The following is a 25,905-nucleotide window of genomic DNA, read 5'->3' on the forward strand; positions in this document are numbered from 1 at the left end:
GCTTGGAGGAGTCCTATGAGTAGCTATATTTCCATGCCCTCACCGCGCATGCGCTTACACGCGTGGGCACAGGTGCCCACCCTACTCTTGTTGATCGGCAGCGTATTTGCGCGTGAGCCTGTTTGCTTACCAAAGCCAGATATTCAGCAAAAATTAGCTACGCTGGCTAAAGGCTGGCACGGCAGGCTGAGCCATGAAGAGGGCTATGCACCGCCTACCGCATTTACAGTTTGTCAGCTGCATAGCGGTTTTCCTTACGCAGACCACCAGCTGCAACGCATTTACATCCGTAATCTAGCGAGCGTGAATGATGAAATCACTCTTGCTCACGAATACCTGCATCTGGCATTTAGCCGCCATCCGCGCGGACACAATGAAACCTTTATTGAAACCATGGCGGTTAGCCTGGTGGAGTCACCATGAAATACTTACTGATATTGCTACTTATCCCCTTTGCTCAGGCTGAAGGCCTACGGCTGGACGCCCCCGCTGGCGGCTGGCGTAATACCACGGGCAAGGCCGAGCGCTACACCCAAAATGTGCAATATCCGGCCACACTGGTGAATACCCCCGAAAATCAAGGCAAGCTGGCGCTGATCCGTGGCCATATCGGCAAAACACCTAAAGCCCCAGCAAAAGGGGAAGAAAACAAACCCTATCAGCTGATCGTGAACGGTGTACCCATGCCGCTGCGTATTGACGAGGACGGCAGCTTCTCGCGCCCCTACTCCTTTGGCCGAGGCGCAAACAGCGTAGAAGTGCGCAGCCCCGATGGTAAAGAGCATGCGGCCAGCCAGTTTTACGACAGCAATAAAGACCGCGCCCAAACCAAACTGCGCGTCGTGCTTTCATGGAACACCAATAGCACTGACTTAGACCTGCACGTGATTAGCCCCGATGGCGAACACACCTACTATGGCAATCGCGTCAGCAAAAACGGCGGCGCCCTGGATGTGGATGTTACCTCTGGCTACGGCCCAGAAATCTACGCCAATCCCAGCCCGCCCAAAGGCCGCTATTTGGTGTACGTAAACTACTACGGCGGCTACAGCGAAAACCCCGCCATGACCATCGCCCAACTGAGCATCATCAATAATGAAAATACCCTGCACGAAAAACAGCAGCTATTCAACGTGCCCATGCGTAAAACAGGGGATTTAACCCTAGTGGGCAGTTTTGTTTATCCCTAGGGATTCACGCAGGCAAAAAGCGCAAGGAAACACGAGTAATAGAAGCCGTTTTTAACGCCGCACAACCCAAAAGTTAGACATCAAGCTCACTTAATCAAAGACCTAATCTAATTCACATAAGAAGCCGAATGACTCACACCTCCCACTCTGGCTGGCCCGCCCTCAAACCCGCTCTCTACCTTTTTATCTTCCTTGCCCTGCTCATGTTGTGGCACGGCCCGATTGCTCAGCAGGCGCATTATCATGATTTTGCGGATCAGCGAGCGGGCTTAGGCATCGCTAATCTGCGCGATGTGTTATCCAACATCGGTTTTGCCCTAATTGGGGCGTGGGGTTTGCAACGCAGCGGCTCACAGCAGGGCATCGCAAAAGCAGGCTGGATGTTTGGATTTTTCAGCCTACTACTCACGGCGGCAGGCTCAGCTTGGTATCATCTTGCGCCTGATGATGCGCGGCTGATTTGGGATCGGATCCCCATTGCCCTTGCTTGTGCGGGGTTTTTATCGGCGCTGGCTAGCCAACTGCATGGCAGACTCAAGAGCACGTGGTTTATTCTTCCCTTAGCCTGCTGGGCCATTTTGTCTGTGGGCTATTGGGTCGTCACGCAAGATTTGCGGCCCTATTTATTACTACAGGCTTTACCGCTGATTTTATTGCCGCTATGGCAGTGGCAGCTTTGCGGCAGGCAGCGCCCTTTTTGGCTAATGCTAGCGGCCAGCCTTTGCTATATTTTGGCCAAAACTGCCGAATTACAGGATCTAATGCTCTTTAATACCCTGCAGCAGTATTTATCCGGCCATACTTTAAAACATCTCTTAGCCAGCCTTGCCTGCCTATTTATTTTATTTGCGAGCCCTCATGAAACTGCCTGACTTGTTATTCCGCCGTTTTGCCAGCCTGCTACTATTGCTCACGCTGACTAGCCCTGCTCAGGCGGTAAGTAGCCTGCAAGAGTTTCAGGCCAATATTGCTGAACTGATCAGCATCCGCACCGAAGCTTACCGCTTTGCCGAGCTGCATCAGATCATCGGCAATAGCGACATCCCCAAGTTAAATCGCCAGCAAAGCGAGCAGTTACGCGGCATTATTCAGCAGTATTTTGCGGTGCGCGCCCGGCTACTGCCCGAAGTAGAGCATATCGCCCCCTGCTTCGCCCTCGCCTCCCCCATCCGCCTAAACATACAAAAGCCCAGCACAAATGGTTTGCCAGAGCTGTGCACCACCGCCAAAAGCCGGATGTGGGCACCCTCGCTTAATCCCTACGATGAGATAGGCAAAAAAACGCTGCTTGATATTGAACGCGGCTTAGCCGCAGCGCTGGTGCTAATGGATAGCTACGAAATTGCCATTGCCCCCTACGCGCAAAATGCAGAACTGCGCTATCTGCTTAATTACGACGTAAAAAACACCGTGCAACTGGATCAATTAATCCGCCAATATCGCTCGGGCGAGGTGCACGCTCAGCTACTACTAGCCAGCAATTTGCTCGATCAATACTTTAAAATGCAGAGTGAAAGCAGCCAAACACCTGATGCTAATGAGCAATATTTATATGCCCTGAGCCAAAGCACGGTTTGGTATGTGAATCAGCGCAAAAGCACCAGGGGCAATCCGTTAGAAGTCACACAATTCATTCTTGAAGACTTTAATCAGCAGAGAAAAGTAGCGCAAAACACCCTTAGCTTTGGTCTAAGCTTTGGCTTTGGCCAAATGGTGGGCCTAGTACAAACCCGTAATGGCAAGTTAAATCGCCCTGATCCTAGCACCCTAAGCCAGCTAGAAAGCGAAATGCGCCCACTGGATATCTTGCTGGAAAAAACACCGTTTCGCCTCACCGATAAAATGATTCCCGGCCACTACGGCCATATGGCACTGTGGCTAGGCTCTGAAGCCGAGCTAAAAGAAATGGGCGCATGGGATGACATTCCAGCTCAGTGGCAAGAGCAAGTGCGTAAAGGGAAACGCATCGTAGAAGCACTGCGCTCTGGCGTCACCCTGAGCACGCTCGATCACTTTATGAATATTGATGATCTGCTCGTGCTGCGCGATCAACGCATATTAAGCAAAGATTATCAGCGTAATGCCGCAATCACGGCGGTGCAGCAACTCGGCAAAGAATACGACTTTAATTTTGACGTCATGACGCACGAGCGCATCGTTTGCTCTGAGCTGGCCTACGTGGTTTTCCCCGATCTTGATTGGCCACTGGCCCAAACACTGGGCCGCTACACCATTAGCCCAGATAATGTGGCCCAACTGGCTATGGGCGAGATGCCCATCTTTAGCCCCGTTATCATGTACCGCGATGGCAAGCGCGAGGAAGATCACTTACAGGAAAAGTTACTTGCGCTGATCTCAAAAGTGAAACACAGCAATGAAATAATCAACGATGCTCGCCCTTCAACCCAGCACCCATAGTCAAACAAAGAGAAAAAATGCCTTTTACCAAAGACTCCCGTGAATTTGACGCGCTGGTTCAAGCAAACCCCAAGGCCATTAAAATATTAGCTGAAGGGGATTCTTGGCTCGCTTATCCACGGCAGTTTTTCTTATTTGGCAAAAATTCTAATATTGTTGATTGCCTAGGGGATAAGCCAGATATTGTTGCTTATAGCAGCTCAGAGAATGGCGACGAGGCGGTGGCCATGCTATGCGGGGAGCAAAAACTCGCCTTAATGAAAAGAATAAAACATACAGATTTTGATATTATTCTTTTCTCTGGCGGAGGAAACGATTTAGTTGGCCGCTATGATTTTGGCTTCTTCCTGCAAAAAATGACCGGCAATGATTGGCAAAGCTGTATTCACCATGAGCGACTCAATAAAAAACTCAGCCAAATCAGCTTAAGCTATGAAGAATTAATCGAGCGAGCATTAGAGTTCTCTAGCAATAAGAAAATTAAAATCATTAGCCACAGCTATGATTATGCAATTCCATCCAAAACAGGCTTTGAGCTATTTGATATCTTCCCCATGTCTGAATCATGGATGTTCCCCTACCTAAGCCAACTTGATATCAACCGGCATGAAGATCAAAAAAACATTGCTAAATATATGCTGGTTAAATTCCAAGAAATGCTCTTGGCTTTAGAGGCCAGATACCCTCATAATTTTTATGTGGTTCAAACTCAGGGAACACTCAAAGAAAACCAATGGCGCAATGAAATACACCCCACACCAGAGGGGTTTAAAGTTATTTCTGAAATGATCTATAAGAAAATAAAAACGGCGATTGCTAGCTAAAACACCTTAATTTTAACGCGCAAGTATTTATCAAAAATTAAATTTTTTTGTAACGTGGGCAAGCTTTTTTGCCCACGCCGTGCAGCCCTGCCCATGGGTAAAAATATTGCCCGCCCTGCATCACCTTGTGCCATATTTCCAATTCAAACCTAAATTTTATTCAAGCAGAATATTTCATGGCAAATATCATCGTGCTTTTTTCTAGCTCAAGACAAAACGGTAATACGCGCAATTTTATTGACCAAATAGCCATACAACTAGAAACGATCGATATTTTCGTAGAGATCATCGATTTGGAGCAATACCATTTCTCTGATTTTGATTATAAGCATAAAAATAAAAACGATGATTTTTCGCCTTTATTTGAAAAAATATTGCCCTGCCCAATTATAATTTTTGCCACACCGGTTTATTGGTACGCTGTGCCTCCTCAAATGAAACGCTTTTTAGATCGTATTTCAGACTATCTCATTTGTCCGCAATTATCAGATAAAGGCCGCCAGCTTAGAGGTAAAACTGCATATATCGTGTGTACCTCAGTAAAAGAGCACGCGTCTGAAACCTACCTTAATGCACTTAAAGAAACCTTTGCCTATCTTGGCATGCAATATGGCGGATATATTCATGCCGATTGTAGCGAGGGATATCTAGCAGAGCAGCAAGACAATGCAATCATGCTGTTTAGCCATTTATTCAAAACACAAAAGGCCTAGGCTAAGCGATGCGCCTAAACTTCACTTTCTTCTCAGCCATACAATCCGCGGAATTTGATCGGCCTTACGCTCCAGTAGCGCTTGAAAGCTCATATTGACGCGACCAAAGTGAGCATCTACTTCGCTGATAAAATAGCGGCTTTGCACCGATACTGCATCAGCGGGCATGCCGGCTTGTAAGGGCTGCGGCAGGGCAAGCTTGAATTCTTCGATGCTTTTAAAATACTTGCCCGAGCGCTGTGCCACCACGCCACCGGCAGCAGAAACACTCAGCCCCGGAATAATCGCTGAAAGCACTTCAGCACCCGCAAAGTTAACATTGATAGGCGTTGCCTGCGGTAAGACGCTAATCACGGGCTCTAGCTTGGCGATCAGCTCTGGGGTAAAGCCACGAATGCGCGATAAGCTTTGGATATCTAACAAGCTGCGATTTGCAGCCCGATACGCCTCTGGCATCGCCAGATATTCCACATCTTCGGCCCCACCAGGGTAGCGCGTTAGGCTATCCGCGTCTTGCCAATCCACCAAGGCATTAGCCACATCCAGCGGTAAACCTAGATTTTGCAAGAGGCGCTGAAACGCGGCAAAACCCACCTCGTTAATAACGCCGTTTTGCACCACATTATTGATATTAAAACGTCCTTGCTGCTCTAATAAGCGCCCACCTACCTTACCTGCCTCAACCGGAATCGCAGGAATAGGAATATTCCAAGGCTCTAGCTGATGATCAATTTGATTATTGCGTGCGTCATCTCTTAAAGTAAGCCGTGCAAGATTAATCGAGGCGCGGGCAATGCCACGTGCCTCGGCCAAATCAAATTGATTTTCTAATTGCCGAAACCAAAGCTGCTGCCTCCAAGCAATAGCAACCGCCAATGTAGTCACAAGTGCAGCGGTGAGCACCGCAGTGATAATGGCAACGCCACGTTGTTTATGCATCATGGCAGGGTATAAATCCTTTCAACGCTGCTGTTATCACTGAGGATGAGCTTGATTTTTACCCCACGTGGTGGCGTTTTATTATTACCTGCGGGGGGCCAGCTGGCTTGCCACTGGCTGGCGGTGTCTAAAAAAAACACCTCAAAGCCACGAATATTTTCCAGCAAACTATGCACCTGTGGCTCCGTCCTTGGGCCTAAATCAAGGGCATCCCACAGCAGCAGCTCTAAGCGGCTATCTTGCAAACGATAAGCCACGTGAAAAGCATCACGGTTACGATCTAAACGGATCAGCTCTAAAGGTAGATCACTCTTACGCTCCGGCTTATTGGTGCCGCGCAACGCAGGTTGCTCTACCCCGCCCTGATCTCGCCATGGTCTATCCACCGTTTGGCTGATGTCTTCTTCCATACGATCAAACACGAGGGATAAATCCCGCCAGCGTTTGGCCTCGGCGTCCAGCGCAGTACGTGTTTGCGCCACAGACTCTAGCCCTTTATAGGAAATCAACGTCACCACACTGAATACCGCCAAAGCGATCAAGATTTCCAGCAGGGTAAAGCCATGCTGCTTAGGGTTTGGCACTAACCGCTCACTTTAAATACGAGAAGAAAAAAACATTTATCCATAGGTATTACACAAGCCAAATCTTGAGCCACAGAGAACGCAGAGGGCAATTTCACGAAGGAAAATAAGTAATACCTGCTGCTTGCCGCGCCCTGTTCATCATGGGCGCAGCAAGCAGTGCCCCTACAGCTACACTATCAATGCGGCACATGGGCCAGATAGCTCACCAGCGTCGCCAGGGCATGTTGATTATCATCGCTACTAAATACTTTTATTTCGACGCGGCGAAAGCTGCGATTGGGCGAGCCGCCCGTTTCTACTCGCCAGACAAAATCCATCCCCGCTTGCGACTCTTTGCCCTCGGTAGAGCCAATATCAGGCCATGCACCCAGTGCCGCCAACTCGTTTAAGCGGTTTTGTGCCACCCAGCCCGCTGCGGTGCGGCTTTTTAACTCGATGGCGTTATTGGTGCTAGATAAAGTGACTTTCATTGCCGCGCCCATGGCAATGGCAATCACGGCCAACGCCACCAACACTTCAATTAAGGTAAAACCTAGGCGCTTACGCATGCGGCATCACGGCAGCGGGCGCAGAAGCATCGGCTTGGCGTACTTCAACCCGCCCCATCACATCGCCAATTAAATCTAAGCGGCTATTATTTAAACGCAGCTGCAAAGTAAATGGCGCATTCACACCAGAAGGCTCAAACACTAAACGCTCACCTAAGCGCCGCTCGCGCAAGTTAACAGAAAACCCATCCACCCTGACCTCTTCTAACACTCGAGGATTAAGCAAATCGTGCGCCGCAATGGATTGCCAATTGTTCTGCGCATCTTGCAGCCAAAATTGATAGCCTTGGCCATCGGATGACCAAGCAATTGCCTGCCCACTCGTAATCGCCTCATCGCGTGCCGATTCAAACAATGCAGCAAGGCGGCTGGCTTCACGCTCCACTCTTTGCCCATCGGATAAATCCAAACGCACCACGGCCAAGCCCATGATGACGCCAATAATAGCGAGCACCACGAGGATTTCAATCAAGGTAAAGCCTTGGTGGCGCATTAATTGTCCCAAGAACCAATATCCGCATCCGTACCTTCGCCGCCTTGCTGGCCATCGGCACCGTAGCTCATCACATCAATTTCGCCTTTAATACCTGGGCTTAAAAATAGATAATCCCCACCCCAAGGATCTTTAGGCAGCTTTTCTAAATAACCGCCGGTTTTCCAATTATTAGGCAAAGGCGCGGCGCTTGGTTTCTCTACCAAGGCTTTTAAACCCTGCTCGGTGCTTGGGTAACGGCCGTTATCCAGCTTATATAATTTTAAAGCCTGCACAATCGAGCGAATATCTTGCTTAGCCGCCACCACTCGTGCTTCATTGGGCCGATTCATAATCTTAGGCACCACCAAAGCCCCCAAAATAGCCAAAATGGTAATCACCACTAAGATTTCAATTAAGGTAAAACCGCTTTGTATTTTTTTCATTTTTAAATGCACCCCTTTAAAAAATAGATTGTCCACGAAAAGCACCAAGTACACGAACAAAAAAACCCATCATTTCAACCGAGTTTGTTCGTGTTTTCCGTAGATAAAGAAATTATTTAACCAATTGATTCATTTCAAATACTGGCAATAAAATCGCCAATACAATCACTAAAACCACGCCACCCATTAATAAAACCATTAAGGGGCCAAGCAAGCCGGTAAAGGTTGAAACACGGTTTTCTAATTCTTGCGTTTGCTGCGCGGCGGCTTTTTCTAGCATATGCTCTAGCCGCCCTGTAGCCTCGCCACTGCCAATCAAATGAATCAGCACGGGCGGAAACATTTTGCTGACGGCCAGTGCTCTAGATAAGGTCATCCCTTCGCGCACTTGCTTTGCCGCTTCAGCCACTGCATCCCTCAGCGGTAAGCTGCCCAACACACCGCTTACGGCCTGCATGGCGTTCAATAGGGGTACGCCGCTGCCAACCAAGATGGCTAAGGTCGACGCTAATTGTGCGGTATTGGCGGTGCGCTCAAAGCGTCCAATCAGCGGCAGCTTTAAACGCCAAGCATCAAACTGCCGACGCACTGCTGGTTTTTTTAAAGCATGCCAGCCAGCAGCACTGGCTATACCAAAGAGCGTAAAGAATATCAGCCCCCAATCCCGCACAAAGGAGCTAGCCCACAGCAGCAAGCGCGTGAGCAAGGGCAGCGTTTGCTTGGCGCTTTGAAACACCGTCACCATCTGCGGCACCACCCAAGTCAGCAGCCCCACAATAACCAGTGCCGAAACAAACATCACAACGGCGGGGTAAATAAACGCCAAGCCTACTTTAGACGCCAAAGACGCACGCGATTCCAAATAATCGGCCAAACGCTGCATCACCGCAGCCGCCTTACCGGACTCCTCCCCTGCACTGACAATGGTGCGATACAACTCTGGAAACACTCTTGGGTGGCGCGATAAAGCTTGCGATAGCGATGAGCCCGCTAAAATTTCGCTACGCAGCGCGGCGACTAGCTGCTTTTCGCGCTCAACTTCGCTTTGCTCTATCAGCACAGATAGCGCTTGCTCAATCGGCAAGCCCGCATCCAGTAAAGTAGCGAGCTGACGAGTCAGCAAAGAGAGCTTAGCTGTACCCAGCCCACGCTCGCCTTTTGCCCCATTAGAGGCAATCTCTTCTAGATCAGAAACCCACAAGCCCTGTTGGCGCAGCATACCCTTAGCCAAACGGGAGGTTTCAGCTTCAACCACACCGCGCGCAGCCTTGCCGCTCTCGTTCACTGCACGGTAGCGAAAAGCCGTCATAGCAAAAATCCTATAAACCTAATTGAGTGAACTGGAGTGAGCATTTATTGTTATTTTAAAAGGCACTAAATAGAAAATTAAACCATATAGATAAAAGCAGAATTTATGTATTGAAACAAAGCACTAAACTTATTCCCAACACATTAATTCTGCCCTTCTTTAACGCCGTCTAATCAAGAAAAAATCACTGTTTTCTTAGAATAAACCAGAATGCGATTTTCCAAATGAGCACGTACCGCGCGGGAAAGCACCATTCTTTCTAAATCACGCCCTTTGCGTATCAACATATCAACGTCATCACGATGCGAAATACGCATCACATCTTGCTCGATAATTGGCCCATCATCCAATACTTCAGTTACATAATGACTGGTTGCCCCAATTAACTTCACCCCACGAGCAAATGCACGATGATAAGGCTTTGCACCTTCAAATGCCGGCAAGAATGAATGATGAATATTAATCACTCGCTGCGGATATGCTGCAGTAAATTCATGGCTTAATACCTGCATATAGCGAGCAAGCACAATTAAATCAATTTGATTGGCTTCCAGCAAGGCACGCTGAGCTTGTTCAGATTCAACTTTATTATCTTTATTCACACTAATCACATGAAAAGGAATGCCGTAGTAATCTGCCAAACCTCGGCAATCTTCATGATTAGAAATAATCAAAGGAATATCACAGCGTAACTCACCGCCTTTATGCCTATGCAATAAATCAACCAAGCAGTGATCATATTTAGACACAAAAATGGCGACTTTGGGGCGGCAAGCCGATAGAGCCACCGACCAGGTCATTTGAAAGCGATCTGCAATAGGCTGAAATGCGGGTTCAAACGCGCTCATATCTAAAGTAAAGTCAGTAACATCCCACTCTACACGCATCAGAAACAGGCTTTCTGTTTCATCTTGATGCTGATCAGCGTGAACAATATTGGCGTTATAGGTATACAAAAAATTGGCGATTGCTGCGGATAAACCTTTTCGATCTGGACAACTAATCAGTAGTGTTGCGGTATTCATTCAGTGACTCAAGTAAAATCTATTACTAATTCTAACAGTAACCCTCGCCTTAAAACATCACCCCGTTCCATTGCGAGGCGATGTAAATCAACTAAAACATAGCTAAACGCTTTTTTTGCTCTTCTCGGCAAAGCGCAGCTCTTGATTTTCCTGCATTTAGCAGTTGCTCAAATGGGGCACTAAAGCCATGTTTAGGTATTTTTGCCCGCCAAAACAAACCATCACTCGGGGTTTCTATCAGTGAAAATGGATAGTCAAACATTGCGGCATAAATCGCCATACCCACGCCAGCAATACGAGCGGGGTTGAAAGATTGACCATCTGGCCCCATCATCTCGTGATCGATTGCCCTAAAGATAATGGCAATGGTTTCTTCTGCGGTCATTTCATCTAAAATAGCCATACGCGCCGCAGCAAGTAAAATCTCTTCGTGAATCAAGTCCATCGCTCCCCCAGAAAAAACAACATATTCTTTATTCTGGGTTTCTATTTGTTTAATACAAGGCGTTTCGCCTGCCACCGATCAGCTTACTCTATGTTCCATATCGTACTATTTCAGCCAGAAATCCCGCCTAATACCGGCAATGTAATCCGCCTTGCCGCAAATGCAGGCTGCTGCTTACATTTAGTTAAACCCCTTGGCTTTGAGCTTGAAGATAAGCGCATGCGCCGTGCAGGCTTGGATTACCACGAGTTTTCTACCATGAAGATTCATGAATCATGGGCAGAATGCAAGCAAGCCTTAGAGGGCCATCGCTTGTTTGCCATGACCACCAAAGGCTCAACACGGCACGACCGCATTGTGTATGAAAAAGATGACGTTTTTGTGTTTGGCCCAGAAACCCGCGGCCTACCAGAAGAAATCCGTGCAGAATTTGCCGCCGATCGGCGCATCCGCCTACCAATGATGCCGGACAACCGCAGCTTAAACCTATCCAATGCGGTGGCGATTACCGTGTTTGAAGCATGGCGACAAATGGATTTTGCTGGGGCTTTATAAACTTAGGGGTACAAAATAGAGGGGCACGGCATGCCGTGCCCCTGCCTAAAAAACTACGCTAATAAACATGCCGCCTGTGTGACTGGGCTTAATTCACGCAATTTTGGTACTTTATCCGCACACTGCGATTCAGCCTTGGGGCAGCGGGTTCTAAACACGCAGCCTGATGGCGGATTAATCGGGCTAGGCAAATCACCTTGCAAGATTTGAATCACCTTGGTTTTTTCGCGCTCAGGGTCAGGAATAGGGATCGCGGATAGCAGTGCTTGGGTATAAGGATGGCTTGGGTTTGCGTACAGTGCGGCTTTTTTAGCCAGCTCCATTTCGTGGCCCAAATACATCACCAAAATACGATCGCTAATATGCTTCACCACGGCTAAATCGTGAGCAATAAAGATCAGCGCCATGCCCATTTCACGCTGCAATTCTTTCAGTAAATTTACAATTTGAGCTTGAATCGATACATCAAGCGCAGAAACCGGCTCATCACACACAATCAGCTTAGGCTTCATAATTAGCGCACGGGCGATGCCGATACGCTGGCACTGCCCACCTGAAAACTCATGCGGATAGCGGTTAATTTGCTGCTCACGCAAACCCACACGCACCATAATCGCTTTTACTTGGGCCATTACTTCAGCTTCAGCGATATCTGGGTAATGCGTTTTTAGCGGCTCAGCAATAATTTGCGCTACCGTCATACGTGGGTTTAAAGATGCCAGCGGATCCTGAAAGATCATTTGGATATCTTTACGCGCATCTAACCACTCGCTACTACTGGCACCACTCATTTCCTTACCCATCCAAACGATGCTACCGCTGGTGGCAGGGATTAAGTTAAGCACTGCGCGGGCCAAGGTTGACTTACCACAGCCTGACTCGCCCACCACACCAAGGGTTTCACCTGCGTATAAATCCAGCGATACACCATCCACAGCCTTGAGCTGCTTGCTGGCTTGCCAAGGCCATTTCACGCCCTGACGCACCGAGAAATGTACTTTCAAATCACGAATAGATAGGATAGGTTGACGTGTTTCAGACATGAGCCGCCTCCAACGTTGTTTCAGCCACCGGCTTATGGCAAGCACGCAATACACCCCCCGCAGTAACGGGCAGCAGCAAAGGCAATTCTGTATGGCAACGAGCAAATGCATGCACGCAGCGCTCGCTAAACGGACAGCCCGGCGGCATGTGTGCCATATTCGGTGGATTACCCGGAATGGAGATCAAGCTTTCATTATCGTCATGATCTAGGCGCGGCAATGCCCCCAGCAAACCAATCGTGTACGGGTGCGTAGCATGGTAGAAAATATCGCTAGCATTGCCCTGCTCCATCACTCGGCCACCGTACATCACCAGCACTTTTTCGCAAAGGCCAGCAACCACGCCTAGATCATGGGTAATCATCACGATACCGGTGCCAAAATCACGCTGCAGGTCTTTTAATAGTGCAATAATTTGTGCTTGCACGGTTACATCTAAGGCTGTCGTTGGCTCGTCCGCAATCAATAGCTCTGGCTCGCACAATAGTGCCATTGCAATCATCACCCGCTGGCGCATCCCCCCCGAAAACTCGTGCGGATACATCATCACGCGCCGAGCCGCTTCAGGGATTTTTACTGCATCAAGCAACTCAATCGAGCGTTTTTTAGCATCACGGCGGCTCATGCCCTTGTGCAATTCCAGCACTTCGGTCATTTGACGCTCAACGGTAAGGTAAGGGTTCAAAGACGTCATTGGGTCTTGAAAAATCATCGCTACCCGATTACCACGAATTTTATTAAGCTGCTGCGCTGGCAACTTAAGCAAATCTTGCCCATCAAACACCGCGCTGCCTTGGGTTTTACCATTTTTGGCTAATAAACCCATTAAGGCCAAAACGGTCTGGCTTTTACCCGAGCCAGATTCGCCCACAATACCTAGCGTTTCACCACGATTTAACTCAAACGACACGCCATTCACTGCGCTTACCGAACCATCATTGGTAGCAAACTGCACACCTAAATCTTTTACGGATAACAAACTCATGACTCGCCCCTCGCCACAACTAATACTGATAACAAACTCATGATGAGGCTTCCTTAGCGGTCTTTCGGGTCAAGCGCATCACGCATGCCATCACCGATATAATTGGCACAATACAAAGTGGTAGATAACAAAGCCGCAGGGAACAGCAGCAACCACGAGGTGGTTTCCATCACACTTGCACCATCATGAATCAATACGCCCCAGCTGGTCATAGGCTCTTGAATACCTAAACCCAGAAATGACAATACAGACTCAGTAAGAATAACGCCAGGCACCGTTACCGTAGTGTAAATCACCACAATACCCAGCAAATTTGGCACCACATGACGAAAAATAATTTTCCATGTTGGTACGCCAATTGCATGCGCAGCTTCAATATATTCTTTGGACTTAATCGCCAATGTTTGTCCACGCACCACCCGTGCCATATCCATCCAGCCAAATACGGTAATGGTTAACACGACCAAATAGAATTCACGCCCTAATAATGTCACCATTAAAATAGCGATCAATAAATAAGGAATGGCGTACATCATATCGACAATACGCATCATCACCGAATCAACCTTACCCCCCAAAAAACCAGCCGTAGCACCCCATATTACGCCAATAGCTACGGAGGTTAATGTGGCCAGCACGCCAATCATCAGCGAAATACGCCCGCCAATTAAACTGCGCACCAATAAATCACGCCCTAATTCATCGGTGCCGAATAAATGCCAATTTTGAAGTGTTGGGGCCAAACCCATGGCACCAAAATCCGTATCTTCATAAGAGTTAGGCAATACAAATGGCCCCAAAATACAGGCTGCCGTGATAATCAGTAAGATAATCGCGCTGATTACTGCGGCTTTATTCTTAAAGAAGCGACGACGCGCATCCGCCCACGGGCTACGCCCTTCCACCGGCAGACTTTCTAAAGCTGCGGCGAGTTTTTTATTTCGAAACAACATGACAACCTCGCCTATTAATAACGAATTTTTGGATCAAGTAGCGCGTAGGCTAAATCAACCAATAAGTTAAGCAATACCGCAACCACGGTAACCAAAACAACCAAACCCAACACCAAGGTGTAATCTCGATTACTTGCGCCATTCACAATCAATTTACCAATCCCAGGCAAAGAGAATACCGATTCAGTCACAACCGCAGCGGTAATCGATGAAATAGCCAAAGGGCCTAAAACAGAAACCACAGGCAGTAACGCAGGTTTTAAAGCATGACGAAATACGATGGTTTTTAAAGGCAAACCTTTAGCACGGGCGGTACGAATAAAATTGCTACTCATTACTTCAATCAAGCTACCCCGCATCACACGCGCAATGGTCGATACATTAATAAAAGTCAGCAAGGAAAGCGGCAAAATAATAAAGCGTAAATTAAATTCATTCCAGCCACCAGCTGGCAGAATGGGAATCCAAATAGCAAACACCAGAATCAATACCGGCCCTAAAACAAAAGATGGAATAGTGCTACCAATATTGCCAATTAACATCACAAAATAATCAACAAAACTATTTTGCTTTAGTGCCGCAGTAATACCTAAACCGACACCAATAATAATGGAGAGCAAGATAGCTCCACCACCAATAGTCAATGAAACAGGCAGCGCAGCAGCAACAAGGTCATTGACACTCCAATCGGCATAGCGAAAAGAAGCACCTAGATCACCATGCAATAAACCTTTTAAATAATAGAGATACTGCTGCCAGAGCGGTAAATCTAAGTGATATTTAGCCTGCAGATTAGCCAGCACAGCCTCTGATACTTTACGCTCTGTATCAAATGGGCCACCGGGTGTTAAATGGAGTAGTAAATAGCAAACGGTAATAACCGCCAGCATAGTAGGAATCGTCGCCAGAATCCGGCGAAATGTATAAGACCACATAATGCATCCCCTCTCGTTTGTTACGTAGGCAACAAACATCGTATAGGCGGGCCACTCTATGGCAGCCCTGCTTATACAAAACAACGCCGCTTTGGGTGAAAAACCCAAAGCGGCCACTCTTTAGTTTAATCTTTAGGAGATTAATGCTTAATAATGTAGAACTCTTTAGACAAATAGCGATCAACTGGGTTCTTAGTTGAATAACCACCTACATAAGATTTAACCAAACGCGGCAATGTATATTGCAGCAATGGAATCATTGGGTAATCATCCATAATCAATTTAGCAGCTTGGGTCAGCAGCGCTTTACGTTTAGCCACATCCTGCTGATCATTACCCTGCTTAATTAATTCTTCTGCTTTTTTATTGCAGTTTGAATTGTCATTTTGTGAAGATCCACACTGCACCAGTGTTAAGAATGTAGTGGCATCGTTGTAATCAGCCAGCCAGCCATTGCGTGCAATTTGGAAATCACCATCGTGGCGTTTTTTTAGCAGCACTTTAAATTCAAGGCTGTCTAATTCTGTGTCCAGACCTAGTTTTGTTTTCCATTCAGAAGAAGCAAACAATGCCATTTTCTTATGGTAGTCATCGGTATTGTAGGTAAATTTAATTTTTGATCCTAGCTTTACACCGGCTTCAGCAAGTAATTTTTTTGCTTCTTCCACACGCTTAGCCATAGGCCATTTAACCCAGTCATACGTCGTTACATCAGCACCTTCAAGCCCCTTGATCGTTACGCCGTAGGCTGGAATCTGGCCATCAACGGTTACTTTTTGCGCCAGAATATCGCGATCTAATACCATAGACAACGCTTTACGTACGCGGATGTCTTTCATCATTGGATCTTTGTTATTTAATGAATAATAACGCAGACCAAGAATTGGGCCATTTTGGATTTCTTTCGGGAAATCTTTTTTCAATTTTTCGTACTGACCAGCAGGCAGCTGATAAACGAAGTCATTATCGCCAGATTGATAAAGCTTCAGCTCCGCATTGCCCGCTTCAACGGGCAAGTAAGTCACGCGAGTCAGTTGTGCATTTTTTGCATCCCAATATTGGGTATTTTTTTCAACCACAATCTTGCTGTTTACTTTCCAGTCTTTTAATAAATAAGCGCCATTGCCTACCATATTGCCGGGCTTAGTCCAGTCTTTACCGAACTTATCAACCGTTGCTTTATGAATAGGGGCAAATTGCGAATTAGCCAATACGCTTGGCAAATAAGCAATGGGATTCGGGGTTTTTACTTCTAGGGTATATTTATCAATTGCTTTAATGCCGAGGGTTGAAGGTGCTTTTTTACCTTCAGCCACTTCAAGGCCATTTAAAACAAAGATGCCATATACAGTGCCATAGGTTGAGGCAATTTTTGGGTCAAGAAAACGCTGCCAGCCGTAAACAAAATCAGCTGCAGTTATAGGATCACCATTAGAGAATTTTGCGTCTTTACGCAAATTGAATACCCAAGTGGTTGGGTCAGTCTGCTTCCAACTTGTTGCCACACCAGGCTGTAAACGGCCTTCGTTGTCGCTAGTGGTTAAACCTTCAAACAAATCACGGGTAATATTATTTGCACCAACGGACTCAGCCAAATGAGGATCAAGTGTTTCCACTTCCGATCCATTATTACGAATCATTTCTTGCTTATCGCTAAGCTTAACGCCAGCAGGCACAGTAGCCGCGAATGCCGCGCCACCTAATGCGAGTGAAAGCGCGAATGTGACTGATTTCATGGTCCAGTTCATTGTGTCTCCTAAAAGGGCGATACCCGTTTGTGGCGGTTAAAATAAGCCACTTCCTCGGTTAAAAGAAGTGGCTTAGATGAAGATACACGGCTTAAACCCGTGTTACATCAGATAAAACGACTACTTAGAATAAAATAATCATACCTGCACTGATTACTTTTGGTGTTTTTGTTAGCTTACCGCTGACACTAGTTTCAAACGCATTTTGATCTTTATTCTGAATGACAGCACCTTCAACATATAACAATGAAGATTTAGTTAAGTTGTAATCAGTACCAATTTCAAAATGATTGGCCTTAGCTACAACTTTATTCCCACCTTGTTTACCTTCGCCTTGGTATACATAACCTACACGTGGAACCCATTTACCGATTTCGTACTGAGCCATTACGATAGCGCTGTCACGCTTGAACTCGCCACCAGCAAATGCAGCATCTTGCTTTGTGTTTTGGTACAGAGCACCAATTTGCAGGCCTTCAACTGGGAATACTTTAGCGCCCAATAGGTACGAAGTTATTTTAGAGTCAGATTTAACCACCGCACCACCCGTTACACCTTCACGTGCAACGTTTTTCAAACTATTAGTGCCACCGTAAATTGCAAATTTAGGATGTGTATAGCTAGCGGTTGCATCATAGCCTTTCTGGCTGCTATCTAATTTTGAAGTGCTATCAATAACTGCATTCACACTTGCTGAAAAGCCACCCCATGTTGGCGTTGTGTAGTGCACAGCGTTTTCATGGCGAGTATTGTAAGTGTTGTCGTTAAAGGTGTTTGCCAGAGTGGTATTGCTTTCAAACAAGTCAAAAGTTTCTACCAGTAAATCATAAGCACCTTTGCTTTTACCAAATCGAACAGTACCTAAGTCTTTCGTTTCGATACCGATCCAAGCTTCACGGCTACCGAAAGTGCTTAAACCAGATTCAATTTTCCACAGTAGGTTAGAGCCGTTATCCAGCTTATCAGTACCTTTAAAACCAACACGGCTACCAATATCTTGCAGGGAAAATTTATTTGCCTCACCTGTGCCACTTACAGCATTACCGTAATCAAGTGATTTTTGCGCAATACCGTAAAGTGTTACATCTGCTTGGGCATATGAAACAACGCATAAACTAGCTACGGCCATTGCCAAAATTTTCTTAACAGTCATTTTGAATTCTCCTAAAGGTCAACAAGACCTGCCTTGTGTGCTTAAGAAGATATGCTTTTTTCCCATAGGCTGCCTAGCATGGTCATGACACCCATTTCTTACACAATAGCTTTCATAAAATTTGAAATGAAAACACTTATTGCAATCAAGTATCTTTTCAGCTCATTAAAATACAACACCAAAAAACCGCCCCATTTTGGTGCAAATTAAATCTAGACTCACAAGACAGCCTCCTGCCACTGTTCTCAAACTAGCGAAAGCAGCAAGGAAATATTCACGCAGAGCTACATCCGGCAAAAAAAAGCGACGGAAATATGTACCGCCCAATAACGCACCATTTGAGTGCAAAAAAATAAAACATGCTTTAACTAGAAATATACAACGCACCAACAAACCAGTAACTTTTACCGTAAAACTTAAATCCAACACTTAAAAGCGCTATTTAGCCGCCGTCAATCAGATTTACCCAAGCATCCTGCACAAAAAAACATACAAAAAATACCAAAAAACCCCTAGCAAGTCAGTGAGTCTTTTTTACAACAAAAACAAATAACCACCAATACAAAATAAAATCAAGACACAAAATACCACAAAACAGCTAGGCAATCACCGTATAACGCCACAAATATTAATAAAAAAAGCATGAAACCGCCGCAATCTCAAGTAACAAATATTCATTCTCAACAATAAAGCCAGATATTCACTATGGATTACGACGAAAAGAGGCCATAAATTGAGCTAAATGTCTTGTACAAAGCAAGCACTCCTCCCACGATAAAAACAAAAAAGCCAAAGAGTAGACCCAAAAATCTTGGCTACACGAACTTAATCACCCCTTTTTACTCAGAGCAAGCCCCCCCCCATTCCACCAAACTAAACCCAGCGCCACTGATACAAGAATGAGTATAAATTCAGAACAAAAAAAGGGCTGATTTCTGTGCAGCACAGAAATCAGCCCTTTATAGGCAGCAATCAAGTCAAACAACCAAACTATTTAACTATCAACTCAAACCTTTATTTAAGCTAAAACATTGTATTTAGCCGTTATATGGGTGACGCAATACGATAGTTTCATCGCGATCAGGGCCAGTAGAAATGATATCCACCGGCGCTTCGCAGATTTCTTCAATACGCTTCAGATAAGCGCGCGCATTGGCGGGCAGGCCTTCTAACGTTGTTACACCAACTGTTGATTCTGACCAACCGGGCATTTGCTCATAAACTGGCTCGCAACGTGCAATTTGCTCTGCACCAATTGGCAAGATATCGATCAGCTGGCCATCCAGCATATAACCCGTACAAATACTGATGGTTTCGATGCTATCCATCACATCTAACTTTGTAACGCATAGGCCAGACACACCATTAATTTGAATGGAGCGTTTCAGCGCAGCCGCATCAAACCAACCACAACGACGAGCGCGGCCGGTTACCGAACCAAACTCATGCCCGCGCGAAGCAAGACCTGCACCTACTTCATCAAACAATTCAGTAGGGAAAGGGCCAGAACCCACGCGCGTTGTGTAAGCCTTAACAATACCCAATACATATTGCAGCATTTGTGGGGCAACACCAGCCCCTGCCGAAGCAGCGCCCGCTACGCAATTGCTTGATGTTACGTAAGGATAGGTACCGTGATCGATATCCAACAAAGTACCCTGCGCACCCTCAAACAGCAGTGGCTGGCCAGCTTTATTCATGTCGTAAAGCGTGCGTGAAACATCAGCCAACATCGGCTTGATGCGTTCTGCATAGGCCAGGGCTTCGTCATAAACCGTTTGAAAATCGATCTCTGCAGCTTTGAAATAATTTTTCAGCGCAAAGTTGTACCAGTCGAGGTTTTCTTTCAACTTGGCGGCAAAGCGCTCTGGATGATACAAATCTTGCAAACGGATAGAACGACGGGCAATTTTGTCTTCGTACGCAGGGCCAATACCACGGCCTGTTGTACCAATTTTCATCTCGCCTTTTGCTGCTTCACGCGCCTGATCAATGGCAATGTGATACGGTAAAATCAAAGGACAAGCCTCTGAAATACGCAAACGGCTAGCAACATCTACGCCAGCAGCTTCTAGCTCATCAATTTCTTTCAGTAATGCTTCTGGCGAAATAACTACGCCATTACCAATAAAACATGCTTTGCCCGCATGTAAAATACCAGACGGAATTAGACGTAAGACGGTTTTCTTGCCGCCCACCCACAGTGTATGACCGGCATTGTGACCGCCCTGAAAACGAACCACGCCTTGTGCGTGATCAGTCAACCAGTCAACGATCTTGCCTTTACCTTCGTCACCCCACTGGGTACCAATCACGACCACATTTCTGCTCATGCCAAACCTCACTATTAAAACCAAAGTAAGCAAAACACGCTTATATAATTAACGCGCAATGCACTAACTGGCGCGCCCCACTTCTGGGGCAAACACACTCAAGAAACTAAAATAGACCTAGGCCTTTGCAAGCGGAGCCAGCTGCCATTGCCCATCCAGCAATTTAAGCTCGCGATCAACACTCACTTCAGATAAAACCACACCCAAATCAACCATGACGATTTCGCCAGCGCTGCGCAATTCACGAATCGCAAGCAGCAAAGCTGCATCATCCCCGCTCGGAGCCAATATTCCTGCGCGCAAACAAGGAAACGGCAGCGCAGAAAACTCACGCAAATCCATACTAAAGCCGGTTGCGGGCCGTGAACGACCAAATTTTTCGCCCACACTATCATAACGGCCACCACGGGCAACCGCGTTGGTAAATCCTTTTGCATATGCGGCAAAAACTAAACCGGTATGGTAATAACTGCTGCGTAATTCAGACAAATCAAAGTGCGCGGCAATGCCACGCAACTGCAAGGCCGCGGTGAGTTGCTCCAAGCTATCAAGTGCAGCCAATATTTTTGGCAACTGGGGTAGCTTTGCCCGTGCAGCAGCCAGCACTTCGCTACTGCCATAAAAAGAAGGGAGCAGTAATAAGCCAGCCTGTAAATCTGCGGGGATACCTGCCGTTGTTTCACGAATAGTGGCGACATCTTTTTGCTGCAGAGCAGCAAACACTTCCGCGCGCTGGTTGCCCTGCAAACCCGCAGCATCAGCTAAAGCATCAAACAAACCAAGATGGCCAATATCCAAACGTGGTGCACTTAAGCCCGCCAAAGCCAAACTTGCAAACATCAGCTCCACCGCTTCTACATCGGCAGCCACACCCGCACAGCCATATATTTCCGCCCCGATCTGCCGAGGCTCACGAGTCGACAACACGCCATCAGGCCGAGTATTCACTACTGATCCTGCGTAGCAAAGCCGAGTGACGCCTTGGCGATTCAAAATATGTGCATCAATTCTAGCCACTTGCGGGGTGATATCCGCGCGCAAACCCATTTGCCGACCAGTTAACTCATCAACCAATTTAAATGTTTTCAAATCAAGCGCACTGTCATCTTGTGTAAACAAAGACTCCACATACTCAATCAGTGGCGGGGCAACTTGCTCGTAACCATAGCAGGCAAATAGATCAAGCACCTTGCGCCGCAACGCCTCAATCTGCCGAGCTTCTGAAGGCAAAACGTCGGAAATATACTCGGGTAGTATCCAATTACGCATTTAGTTTTCTTCAAACAAAGGCCCGCCCGTACTTGGTGTACGGTGCGGGCACAAGCATCGACCATTTGAAAGTTACTCTAAGCCATTTTAGATTAATGACTCGAGCCCCATGAAGCAATTCAAACAATCTATTAAAAGAGGTCTAGCCCAAGCAACAAGGCCAAACCTAAGAGCAATCATAAAGTTATTTTACCACCATTAAGGCCTGTGTTTTTGTACTGAGCGAGCAAACTACAAATTCAGTGCAAAAACCCAAACAGCAGCCACTTACTTCGCCTTAGGATTCTTCATATATTTAAAGAATTCTGAGCTAGGATCAACCACCATCACATCGCTCTTCTTGGCAAAGCTTTGCTTATAAGCATCCATGCTCTTATAGAAAGCATAGAATTCTGGATTACGCCCGTAAGCCTCACCATATATAGCAGCGGCTTTGGCATCGCCCTCACCCTTGATTTGCTGGGCTTTGTTATAAGCATTAGCCAGTGTGACTTCGCGCTGACGATCTGCATCCGCTTTGATTTTTTCAGCTTCAGCCGAGCCTTCGGCACGCATTTGATTTGCAACCGCTTTACGCTCAGACTGCATACGCTCATACACAGAATTGAGCGTGGCATCCTCTAGCTCAACGCGCTTGATGCGCACGTCAATCACTTGCACGCCAATACGGGCAGCATCAGAATCGGCCACTTTGCGGACTGTATCCATGACTTCATCGCGCTTACCTGAAATCACGTCTTGCACCGTGCGTTTACCAAACTCATCGCGCAGCATATTGTTTACCGTATTACGTAAACGCTCTACTGCCTTACGTTGATCAACACCGACTGCCTTGTAGTATTTCTCTACATCGACGATTTTCCACTTAATAAAGCTATCCACTTTAACGTTCATTTTTTCAATTGTCTGGATACGCGCAGGCGTTTCTTCATCAATCGTTAAAATGCGCTTATCAAAGTAGCGAACATCTTGCAATAAAGGGATTTTAAAGTTAATCCCTGGATTTTTAATAACCCGAACCGCTTCAGAAAACTGGAATACCACCGCATATTGGCGCTGATCAACAGTAAAGAATGACAATGAGAATACAAACAAAGCCAATAAAACCAAGGCTAAAGTAGAAAGAACTCGATTCATGCTGCTCTCCCCTTAGCGGCCGTCGCGCGTTGAAGCGCGAACATTACGATTAACAGCATCATTCGCTGCAGCAGGCTCAGCCACTTTAGCCGCTTCTGCCGAAGCAGGAGCCGCCGCTGGTGTGGTCATTTGCATCAATTTATCCAAGGGCAAGTAGAGCAGATTGCCATTTGATTTTTGATCAATTAGCAATTTGGTGGTGTTCTGAAACACCTGCTGCATAGTGTCAAAATACATCCGGTCTCGTGTGACTTGAGGCGCTTTTGCATATTCTGTCGCTACCTGTTTAAAGCGAGATGCATCACCTTCTGCCTGCGAAACTACGCGTGAGCGGTAACCTTCTGATTCTTCAGAAAGACGTGCGGCCATACCGCCGGCCTTAGGGATCACATCATTTGCGTAAGCCGTACCCTCATTAATCAAACGCGCCTTGTCTTGACGCGCTTTAACCGCATCAGAGAACGCAGCTTGCACTTGATCAGGCGGCTGTACATCAGAAATATTCACTCGTGAAACAGCCACACCTACACCATAACGATCCAGCAGGTTTTGGACGATTTCCTTGGTATCTTCACCTATTTTACCGCGACCTTCATTGAGCACGTAATCAACTTTATTTTTACCCACCACTTCACGGATGGCAGTTTGGGCAATTTGCTTGACCAAATCTTTAGCATCACGATCGGTAGTACGGTTAAAGAACACAAAGTCATGCGCTGATTTGAGGTTGTATTGCACTTCAAGCCGAACTTCAAGAATATTCTGGTCGCCCGTTAGCATCATCGATTCGTCTCCAGCACGGCCTTCACCACCTGGTGTGCCGACTTCAAGGCTACGAATTTCAGTCATGTTCACGATTTCACGTGATTCAATAGGCCAAGGCAGATGCCAATGCAAACCTGGCTTTTCTACCGTTTCTACATAACGGCCAAAACGCATGATCACCGCGTTTTCACGCTCATCAACCACATAAAATCCAGATGCGGCCCAAAGCACAGCTACAGCAACCGCTACGACAACGGCAGCACCTGCACCGGCGCGGCTACTACCACCGCTAGGCTGCTGGGGTGAGCCATCCCCGCCAAATAGGCGAGAGATTTTGCTGGTGATATTTCGAATAATTTCATCCAGATCAGGCGGGCCATTACGGCGACCGCCCCATTGCGGGTCATTTTGACTCATTAGTTAACTCAGCTGTTTTTAGTGGATGGCTTAAAGCCTCAAGCAGCGCGGCGCGAAGTGCATCGAGCCCTGTCCCTTGGGTAGCACTCAAACGCACGGCGCAAATTCTACCATACTCGTCATGATCAACACTCGGAGGCATGTCGCGCAGATCAATCTTATTATTGACCATCAATTGTGGAATATGTTCCGCACCAATCTCACTTAATACTTTATTCACCTCAATAATCTGCATATCACGCAATGGATGATTCACATCCACCACATGCAGCAGTAAATCGGCTTGAATCGTTTCTTCTAAAGTAGCATGAAATGCTGCGACTAAAGTATGCGGCAATTGCCGAATAAAACCCACGGTATCCGACAATACAATCGAATGCTCTGGATCAAGATAAAGCTTTCTAGATGTTGTATCTAATGTTGCAAACAATTGATCCGCAACATAAATCTTTGATTTAGTTAATGCATTAAATAGCGACGATTTACCCGCATTAGTATAGCCAACAATAGCCACACTAAACTGCCGATTACGTTCACGCGCTCGGCGCTGGGTAGCACGTTGCTTTTGCACCGTAATCAATTGATCTTTTAGGCGCTTAACCCGTGTACCAAGCAAACGGCGATCGGTTTCTAGCTGAGATTCACCTGGCCCACGCATGCCAATCCCACCTTTTTGCCTTTCAAGGTGAGTCCAACCGCGGATAAGCCGAGTAGAAATATGCGACAACTGCGCTAATTCAACTTGCAATTTCCCTTCTGCAGTACGCGCACGCTGAGCAAAAATATCTAAAATCAGCGTAGTACGATCCACAACTCGACATTGCAATACTTTTTCTAAGTTTCGTTCTTGCGAAGGGGAAAGAGCATGGTTAAAAATAACCAACTCCGCTTCGTGAGCGCGCACTACTTCAGCAATTTCTTGAACCTTACCAGTGCCTGCAAAATAAGCACGATCTGGCCTACTGCGCTTACCCTCTACGGTTGCAAGAATATTTGCACCCGCACTTTCTACCAGTTGAACGAATTCCTCAACACCATCTTGATAATCCACCTCACCAAAATCAAGGCAAACCAAGACAGCCCTGTCTCCACCCTTATGGCGCTCAAACATGCATGACCTTTTAATCAAAAACACCGTGCCAAGCTGTTTAGCTCAACACAAAAAACCCCGAAAGACCCAGTCAATCGGGGTTTTTAAACTGTACTACCGTCTCTACCTAATGGATCGACAAGATCTATCAAGCATCAACCACTACATCAACAGGAGGCAATTGCCCAGCATGTTCATGTGGAATAGAAACAGGGCGAGAAGGCACAACAGTTGAAATCGCGTGCTTGTAAACCATTTGCGTTACGTTATTACGCAACAAAACAACGTACTGGTCAAAAGACTCGATTTGCCCCTGTAATTTAATCCCATTCACCAAGTAGATGTAAACAGGCACATGCTCTTTACGCAGTACATTCAAGAATGGGTCTTGCAACATTTGCCCCTTAGCGCTCATTATTTTTTTCTCCAAATTCTTGTTATATCTTGATAGAGACAGTTGGGTCTTACGCTTGTCAGTCCGATGAAAACTTAGCAAAAAACACACAAGATCAATCAATAAAGGAGAAAACCATTATTTATTAGCGATAAATAGCGGCATTACCCCCCTCCTCCTTGCTTATTTGCTTTTACGCTTCGTTTTGCAAC

Annotated in this window: 28 protein-coding genes; 7 read left to right on the top strand and 21 right to left on the bottom strand. The window is 46.5% G+C overall.

Features of this window, described 5'->3' with window-relative positions; genetic code table 11:
* Nucleotides 1–15 precede the first annotated feature (15 nt).
* The 6 genes from Q0R17_RS16780 to Q0R17_RS16805 all read left to right on the top strand — a co-directional run bounded on the left by Q0R17_RS16780 (nt 16) and on the right by Q0R17_RS16805 (nt 5,145).
* A complete protein-coding gene (locus tag Q0R17_RS16780; protein ID WP_293936997.1) occupies nt 16–423 on the top strand; it encodes a DUF2300 domain-containing protein in 408 nt (135 codons plus the stop codon).
* The gene (locus tag Q0R17_RS16785; RefSeq protein WP_293936999.1) at nt 420–1,190 is read left to right on the top strand and encodes a YfaP family protein; all 771 of its coding nucleotides are present in this window, start codon (nt 420–422) and stop codon (nt 1,188–1,190) included. The genes Q0R17_RS16780 and Q0R17_RS16785 overlap by 4 nt, the downstream gene beginning before the upstream one ends.
* Before the next feature lie 128 nt (nt 1,191–1,318).
* A complete protein-coding gene (locus Q0R17_RS16790) occupies nt 1,319–2,062 on the top strand; it encodes a hypothetical protein (RefSeq protein ID WP_293937001.1) in 744 nt (247 codons plus the stop codon).
* Complete coding sequence (locus Q0R17_RS16795; protein WP_293937003.1) at nt 2,049–3,608, top strand: YiiX/YebB-like N1pC/P60 family cysteine hydrolase; 1,560 nt, start codon at nt 2,049–2,051, stop codon at nt 3,606–3,608. Before Q0R17_RS16790 ends, Q0R17_RS16795 begins: the two co-directional genes overlap by 14 nt.
* Nucleotides 3,609–3,625: 17 nt before the next feature.
* A complete protein-coding gene (locus Q0R17_RS16800) occupies nt 3,626–4,432 on the top strand; it encodes an SGNH/GDSL hydrolase family protein (protein ID WP_293937006.1) in 807 nt (268 codons plus the stop codon).
* A gap of 176 nt (nt 4,433–4,608) precedes the next feature.
* Nucleotides 4,609–5,145, top strand: a complete 537-nt coding sequence (locus Q0R17_RS16805; RefSeq protein ID WP_293937009.1) for a flavodoxin family protein — start codon at nt 4,609–4,611, stop codon at nt 5,143–5,145.
* Nucleotides 5,146–5,166: 21 nt separating this feature from the next.
* On the opposite strand, the gene gspK is transcribed toward Q0R17_RS16805, so the two are convergent.
* From gspK to Q0R17_RS16845, 8 genes are all read right to left on the bottom strand, one after another.
* Entirely contained in the window at nt 5,167–6,087 is a 921-nt protein-coding gene (gene gspK, locus Q0R17_RS16810) for a type II secretion system minor pseudopilin GspK (RefSeq protein ID WP_293937011.1), read from the bottom strand.
* Entirely contained in the window at nt 6,084–6,668 is a 585-nt protein-coding gene (gspJ, locus tag Q0R17_RS16815) for a type II secretion system minor pseudopilin GspJ (RefSeq protein ID WP_293937014.1), read from the bottom strand. The genes gspK and gspJ overlap by 4 nt, the downstream gene beginning before the upstream one ends.
* A 179-nt stretch (nt 6,669–6,847) precedes the next feature.
* Nucleotides 6,848–7,219, bottom strand: a complete 372-nt coding sequence (gene gspI, locus Q0R17_RS16820) for a type II secretion system minor pseudopilin GspI (RefSeq protein WP_293937017.1) — start codon at nt 7,217–7,219, stop codon at nt 6,848–6,850.
* The gene (gene gspH / locus Q0R17_RS16825) at nt 7,212–7,712 is read right to left on the bottom strand and encodes a type II secretion system minor pseudopilin GspH (protein WP_293937019.1); all 501 of its coding nucleotides are present in this window, start codon (nt 7,710–7,712) and stop codon (nt 7,212–7,214) included. Before gspH ends, gspI begins: the two co-directional genes overlap by 8 nt.
* The gene (gene gspG / locus Q0R17_RS16830) at nt 7,712–8,137 is read right to left on the bottom strand and encodes a type II secretion system major pseudopilin GspG (RefSeq protein ID WP_293937022.1); all 426 of its coding nucleotides are present in this window, start codon (nt 8,135–8,137) and stop codon (nt 7,712–7,714) included. Before gspG ends, gspH begins: the two co-directional genes overlap by 1 nt.
* Before the next feature lie 112 nt (nt 8,138–8,249).
* Nucleotides 8,250–9,446, bottom strand: coding sequence for a type II secretion system inner membrane protein GspF (gene gspF / locus Q0R17_RS16835; protein WP_293937024.1), 1,197 nt, complete (start codon nt 9,444–9,446; stop codon nt 8,250–8,252).
* A gap of 173 nt (nt 9,447–9,619) precedes the next feature.
* A complete protein-coding gene (gene purU, locus Q0R17_RS16840; RefSeq protein ID WP_293937026.1) occupies nt 9,620–10,471 on the bottom strand; it encodes a formyltetrahydrofolate deformylase in 852 nt (283 codons plus the stop codon).
* Nucleotides 10,472–10,562: 91 nt separating this feature from the next.
* Nucleotides 10,563–10,916: a hypothetical protein gene (locus Q0R17_RS16845; RefSeq protein ID WP_293937029.1), complete on the bottom strand. Its 354-nt coding sequence runs from the start codon at nt 10,914–10,916 to the stop codon at nt 10,563–10,565.
* A 90-nt stretch (nt 10,917–11,006) separates the two neighbouring features.
* On the opposite strand from Q0R17_RS16845, the gene trmL reads away from it, so the two are divergent.
* Nucleotides 11,007–11,471, top strand: a complete 465-nt coding sequence (gene trmL, locus Q0R17_RS16850) for a tRNA (uridine(34)/cytosine(34)/5-carboxymethylaminomethyluridine(34)-2'-O)-methyltransferase TrmL (protein ID WP_293937032.1) — start codon at nt 11,007–11,009, stop codon at nt 11,469–11,471.
* A gap of 53 nt (nt 11,472–11,524) precedes the next feature.
* Here trmL and oppF read toward each other — a convergent pair whose 3' ends face one another.
* The 13 genes from oppF to hfq all read right to left on the bottom strand — a co-directional run bounded on the left by oppF (nt 11,525) and on the right by hfq (nt 25,714).
* On the bottom strand, nt 11,525–12,514 hold the full coding sequence (gene oppF / locus Q0R17_RS16855; RefSeq protein ID WP_293937035.1) for a murein tripeptide/oligopeptide ABC transporter ATP binding protein OppF: 990 nt from the start codon (nt 12,512–12,514) through the stop codon (nt 11,525–11,527).
* Nucleotides 12,507–13,499 carry an oligopeptide/dipeptide ABC transporter ATP-binding protein gene (locus Q0R17_RS16860; RefSeq protein WP_293937038.1) on the bottom strand — a complete coding sequence of 331 codons (993 nt, stop codon included), beginning with the start codon at nt 13,497–13,499 and terminating at the stop codon, nt 12,507–12,509. Before Q0R17_RS16860 ends, oppF begins: the two co-directional genes overlap by 8 nt.
* Nucleotides 13,500–13,552: 53 nt before the next feature.
* On the bottom strand, nt 13,553–14,452 hold the full coding sequence (locus Q0R17_RS16865; protein WP_293937041.1) for an ABC transporter permease subunit: 900 nt from the start codon (nt 14,450–14,452) through the stop codon (nt 13,553–13,555).
* A 14-nt stretch (nt 14,453–14,466) separates the two neighbouring features.
* Complete coding sequence (gene oppB, locus Q0R17_RS16870; RefSeq protein WP_293937043.1) at nt 14,467–15,387, bottom strand: oligopeptide ABC transporter permease OppB; 921 nt, start codon at nt 15,385–15,387, stop codon at nt 14,467–14,469.
* A 140-nt stretch (nt 15,388–15,527) separates the two neighbouring features.
* Entirely contained in the window at nt 15,528–17,135 is a 1,608-nt protein-coding gene (locus Q0R17_RS16875; protein ID WP_293937046.1) for a peptide ABC transporter substrate-binding protein, read from the bottom strand.
* Nucleotides 17,136–17,259: 124 nt separating this feature from the next.
* Nucleotides 17,260–18,288: a porin gene (locus Q0R17_RS16880; protein ID WP_293937048.1), complete on the bottom strand. Its 1,029-nt coding sequence runs from the start codon at nt 18,286–18,288 to the stop codon at nt 17,260–17,262.
* Nucleotides 18,289–18,453: 165 nt separating this feature from the next.
* Nucleotides 18,454–18,717 carry a hypothetical protein gene (locus tag Q0R17_RS16885; RefSeq protein ID WP_293937049.1) on the bottom strand — a complete coding sequence of 88 codons (264 nt, stop codon included), beginning with the start codon at nt 18,715–18,717 and terminating at the stop codon, nt 18,454–18,456.
* 608 nt (nt 18,718–19,325) lie between these two features.
* A complete protein-coding gene (locus tag Q0R17_RS16890) occupies nt 19,326–20,621 on the bottom strand; it encodes an adenylosuccinate synthase (RefSeq protein WP_293937050.1) in 1,296 nt (431 codons plus the stop codon).
* A 117-nt stretch (nt 20,622–20,738) separates the two neighbouring features.
* Nucleotides 20,739–21,890, bottom strand: a complete 1,152-nt coding sequence (locus Q0R17_RS16895; protein ID WP_293937051.1) for an ATP phosphoribosyltransferase regulatory subunit — start codon at nt 21,888–21,890, stop codon at nt 20,739–20,741.
* A gap of 267 nt (nt 21,891–22,157) precedes the next feature.
* Complete coding sequence (gene hflC, locus Q0R17_RS16900) at nt 22,158–23,027, bottom strand: protease modulator HflC (RefSeq protein ID WP_293937052.1); 870 nt, start codon at nt 23,025–23,027, stop codon at nt 22,158–22,160.
* A gap of 12 nt (nt 23,028–23,039) precedes the next feature.
* Complete coding sequence (gene hflK, locus Q0R17_RS16905) at nt 23,040–24,209, bottom strand: FtsH protease activity modulator HflK (protein ID WP_293937054.1); 1,170 nt, start codon at nt 24,207–24,209, stop codon at nt 23,040–23,042.
* A complete protein-coding gene (gene hflX / locus Q0R17_RS16910; protein ID WP_293937057.1) occupies nt 24,196–25,320 on the bottom strand; it encodes a GTPase HflX in 1,125 nt (374 codons plus the stop codon). Before hflX ends, hflK begins: the two co-directional genes overlap by 14 nt.
* Nucleotides 25,321–25,447: 127 nt before the next feature.
* The gene (hfq, locus tag Q0R17_RS16915) at nt 25,448–25,714 is read right to left on the bottom strand and encodes an RNA chaperone Hfq (protein WP_293937062.1); all 267 of its coding nucleotides are present in this window, start codon (nt 25,712–25,714) and stop codon (nt 25,448–25,450) included.
* Nucleotides 25,715–25,905 lie beyond the last annotated feature (191 nt).

The sequence above is a fragment of the Iodobacter sp. genome, from assembly GCF_025352645.1.
GTDB lineage: Bacteria > Pseudomonadota > Gammaproteobacteria > Burkholderiales > Chitinibacteraceae > Iodobacter.

Excerpts from the sequence above, each read along its gene's own strand:
- Q0R17_RS16880 (WP_293937048.1), bottom strand. The coding sequence starts at position 18,288 with ATGACTGTTAAGAAAATTTTGGCAATGGCCGTAGCTAGTTTATGCGTT.
- gspG (WP_293937022.1), bottom strand. The coding sequence starts at position 8,137 with ATGAAAAAAATACAAAGCGGTTTTACCTTAATTGAAATCTTAGTGGTG.
- Q0R17_RS16780 (WP_293936997.1), top strand. The coding sequence starts at position 16 with ATGAGTAGCTATATTTCCATGCCCTCACCGCGCATGCGCTTACACGCG.
- gspI (WP_293937017.1), bottom strand. The coding sequence starts at position 7,219 with ATGCGTAAGCGCCTAGGTTTTACCTTAATTGAAGTGTTGGTGGCGTTG.
- Q0R17_RS16875 (WP_293937046.1), bottom strand. The coding sequence starts at position 17,135 with ATGAACTGGACCATGAAATCAGTCACATTCGCGCTTTCACTCGCATTA.
- Q0R17_RS16800 (WP_293937006.1), top strand. The coding sequence starts at position 3,626 with ATGCCTTTTACCAAAGACTCCCGTGAATTTGACGCGCTGGTTCAAGCA.
- Q0R17_RS16845 (WP_293937029.1), bottom strand. The coding sequence starts at position 10,916 with ATGGACTTGATTCACGAAGAGATTTTACTTGCTGCGGCGCGTATGGCT.
- purU (WP_293937026.1), bottom strand. The coding sequence starts at position 10,471 with ATGAATACCGCAACACTACTGATTAGTTGTCCAGATCGAAAAGGTTTA.
- Q0R17_RS16895 (WP_293937051.1), bottom strand. The coding sequence starts at position 21,890 with ATGCGTAATTGGATACTACCCGAGTATATTTCCGACGTTTTGCCTTCA.
- oppF (WP_293937035.1), bottom strand. The coding sequence starts at position 12,514 with ATGTCTGAAACACGTCAACCTATCCTATCTATTCGTGATTTGAAAGTA.
- Q0R17_RS16890 (WP_293937050.1), bottom strand. The coding sequence starts at position 20,621 with ATGAGCAGAAATGTGGTCGTGATTGGTACCCAGTGGGGTGACGAAGGT.
- hflC (WP_293937052.1), bottom strand. The coding sequence starts at position 23,027 with ATGAATCGAGTTCTTTCTACTTTAGCCTTGGTTTTATTGGCTTTGTTT.
- trmL (WP_293937032.1), top strand. The coding sequence starts at position 11,007 with ATGTTCCATATCGTACTATTTCAGCCAGAAATCCCGCCTAATACCGGC.
- hfq (WP_293937062.1), bottom strand. The coding sequence starts at position 25,714 with ATGAGCGCTAAGGGGCAAATGTTGCAAGACCCATTCTTGAATGTACTG.
- hflX (WP_293937057.1), bottom strand. The coding sequence starts at position 25,320 with ATGTTTGAGCGCCATAAGGGTGGAGACAGGGCTGTCTTGGTTTGCCTT.
- Q0R17_RS16860 (WP_293937038.1), bottom strand. The coding sequence starts at position 13,499 with ATGAGTTTGTTATCCGTAAAAGATTTAGGTGTGCAGTTTGCTACCAAT.
- Q0R17_RS16805 (WP_293937009.1), top strand. The coding sequence starts at position 4,609 with ATGGCAAATATCATCGTGCTTTTTTCTAGCTCAAGACAAAACGGTAAT.
- Q0R17_RS16785 (WP_293936999.1), top strand. The coding sequence starts at position 420 with ATGAAATACTTACTGATATTGCTACTTATCCCCTTTGCTCAGGCTGAA.
- Q0R17_RS16865 (WP_293937041.1), bottom strand. The coding sequence starts at position 14,452 with ATGTTGTTTCGAAATAAAAAACTCGCCGCAGCTTTAGAAAGTCTGCCG.
- oppB (WP_293937043.1), bottom strand. The coding sequence starts at position 15,387 with ATGTGGTCTTATACATTTCGCCGGATTCTGGCGACGATTCCTACTATG.
- gspF (WP_293937024.1), bottom strand. The coding sequence starts at position 9,446 with ATGACGGCTTTTCGCTACCGTGCAGTGAACGAGAGCGGCAAGGCTGCG.
- gspH (WP_293937019.1), bottom strand. The coding sequence starts at position 7,712 with ATGCGCCACCAAGGCTTTACCTTGATTGAAATCCTCGTGGTGCTCGCT.
- hflK (WP_293937054.1), bottom strand. The coding sequence starts at position 24,209 with ATGAGTCAAAATGACCCGCAATGGGGCGGTCGCCGTAATGGCCCGCCT.
- gspK (WP_293937011.1), bottom strand. The coding sequence starts at position 6,087 with ATGATGCATAAACAACGTGGCGTTGCCATTATCACTGCGGTGCTCACC.
- Q0R17_RS16795 (WP_293937003.1), top strand. The coding sequence starts at position 2,049 with ATGAAACTGCCTGACTTGTTATTCCGCCGTTTTGCCAGCCTGCTACTA.
- Q0R17_RS16790 (WP_293937001.1), top strand. The coding sequence starts at position 1,319 with ATGACTCACACCTCCCACTCTGGCTGGCCCGCCCTCAAACCCGCTCTC.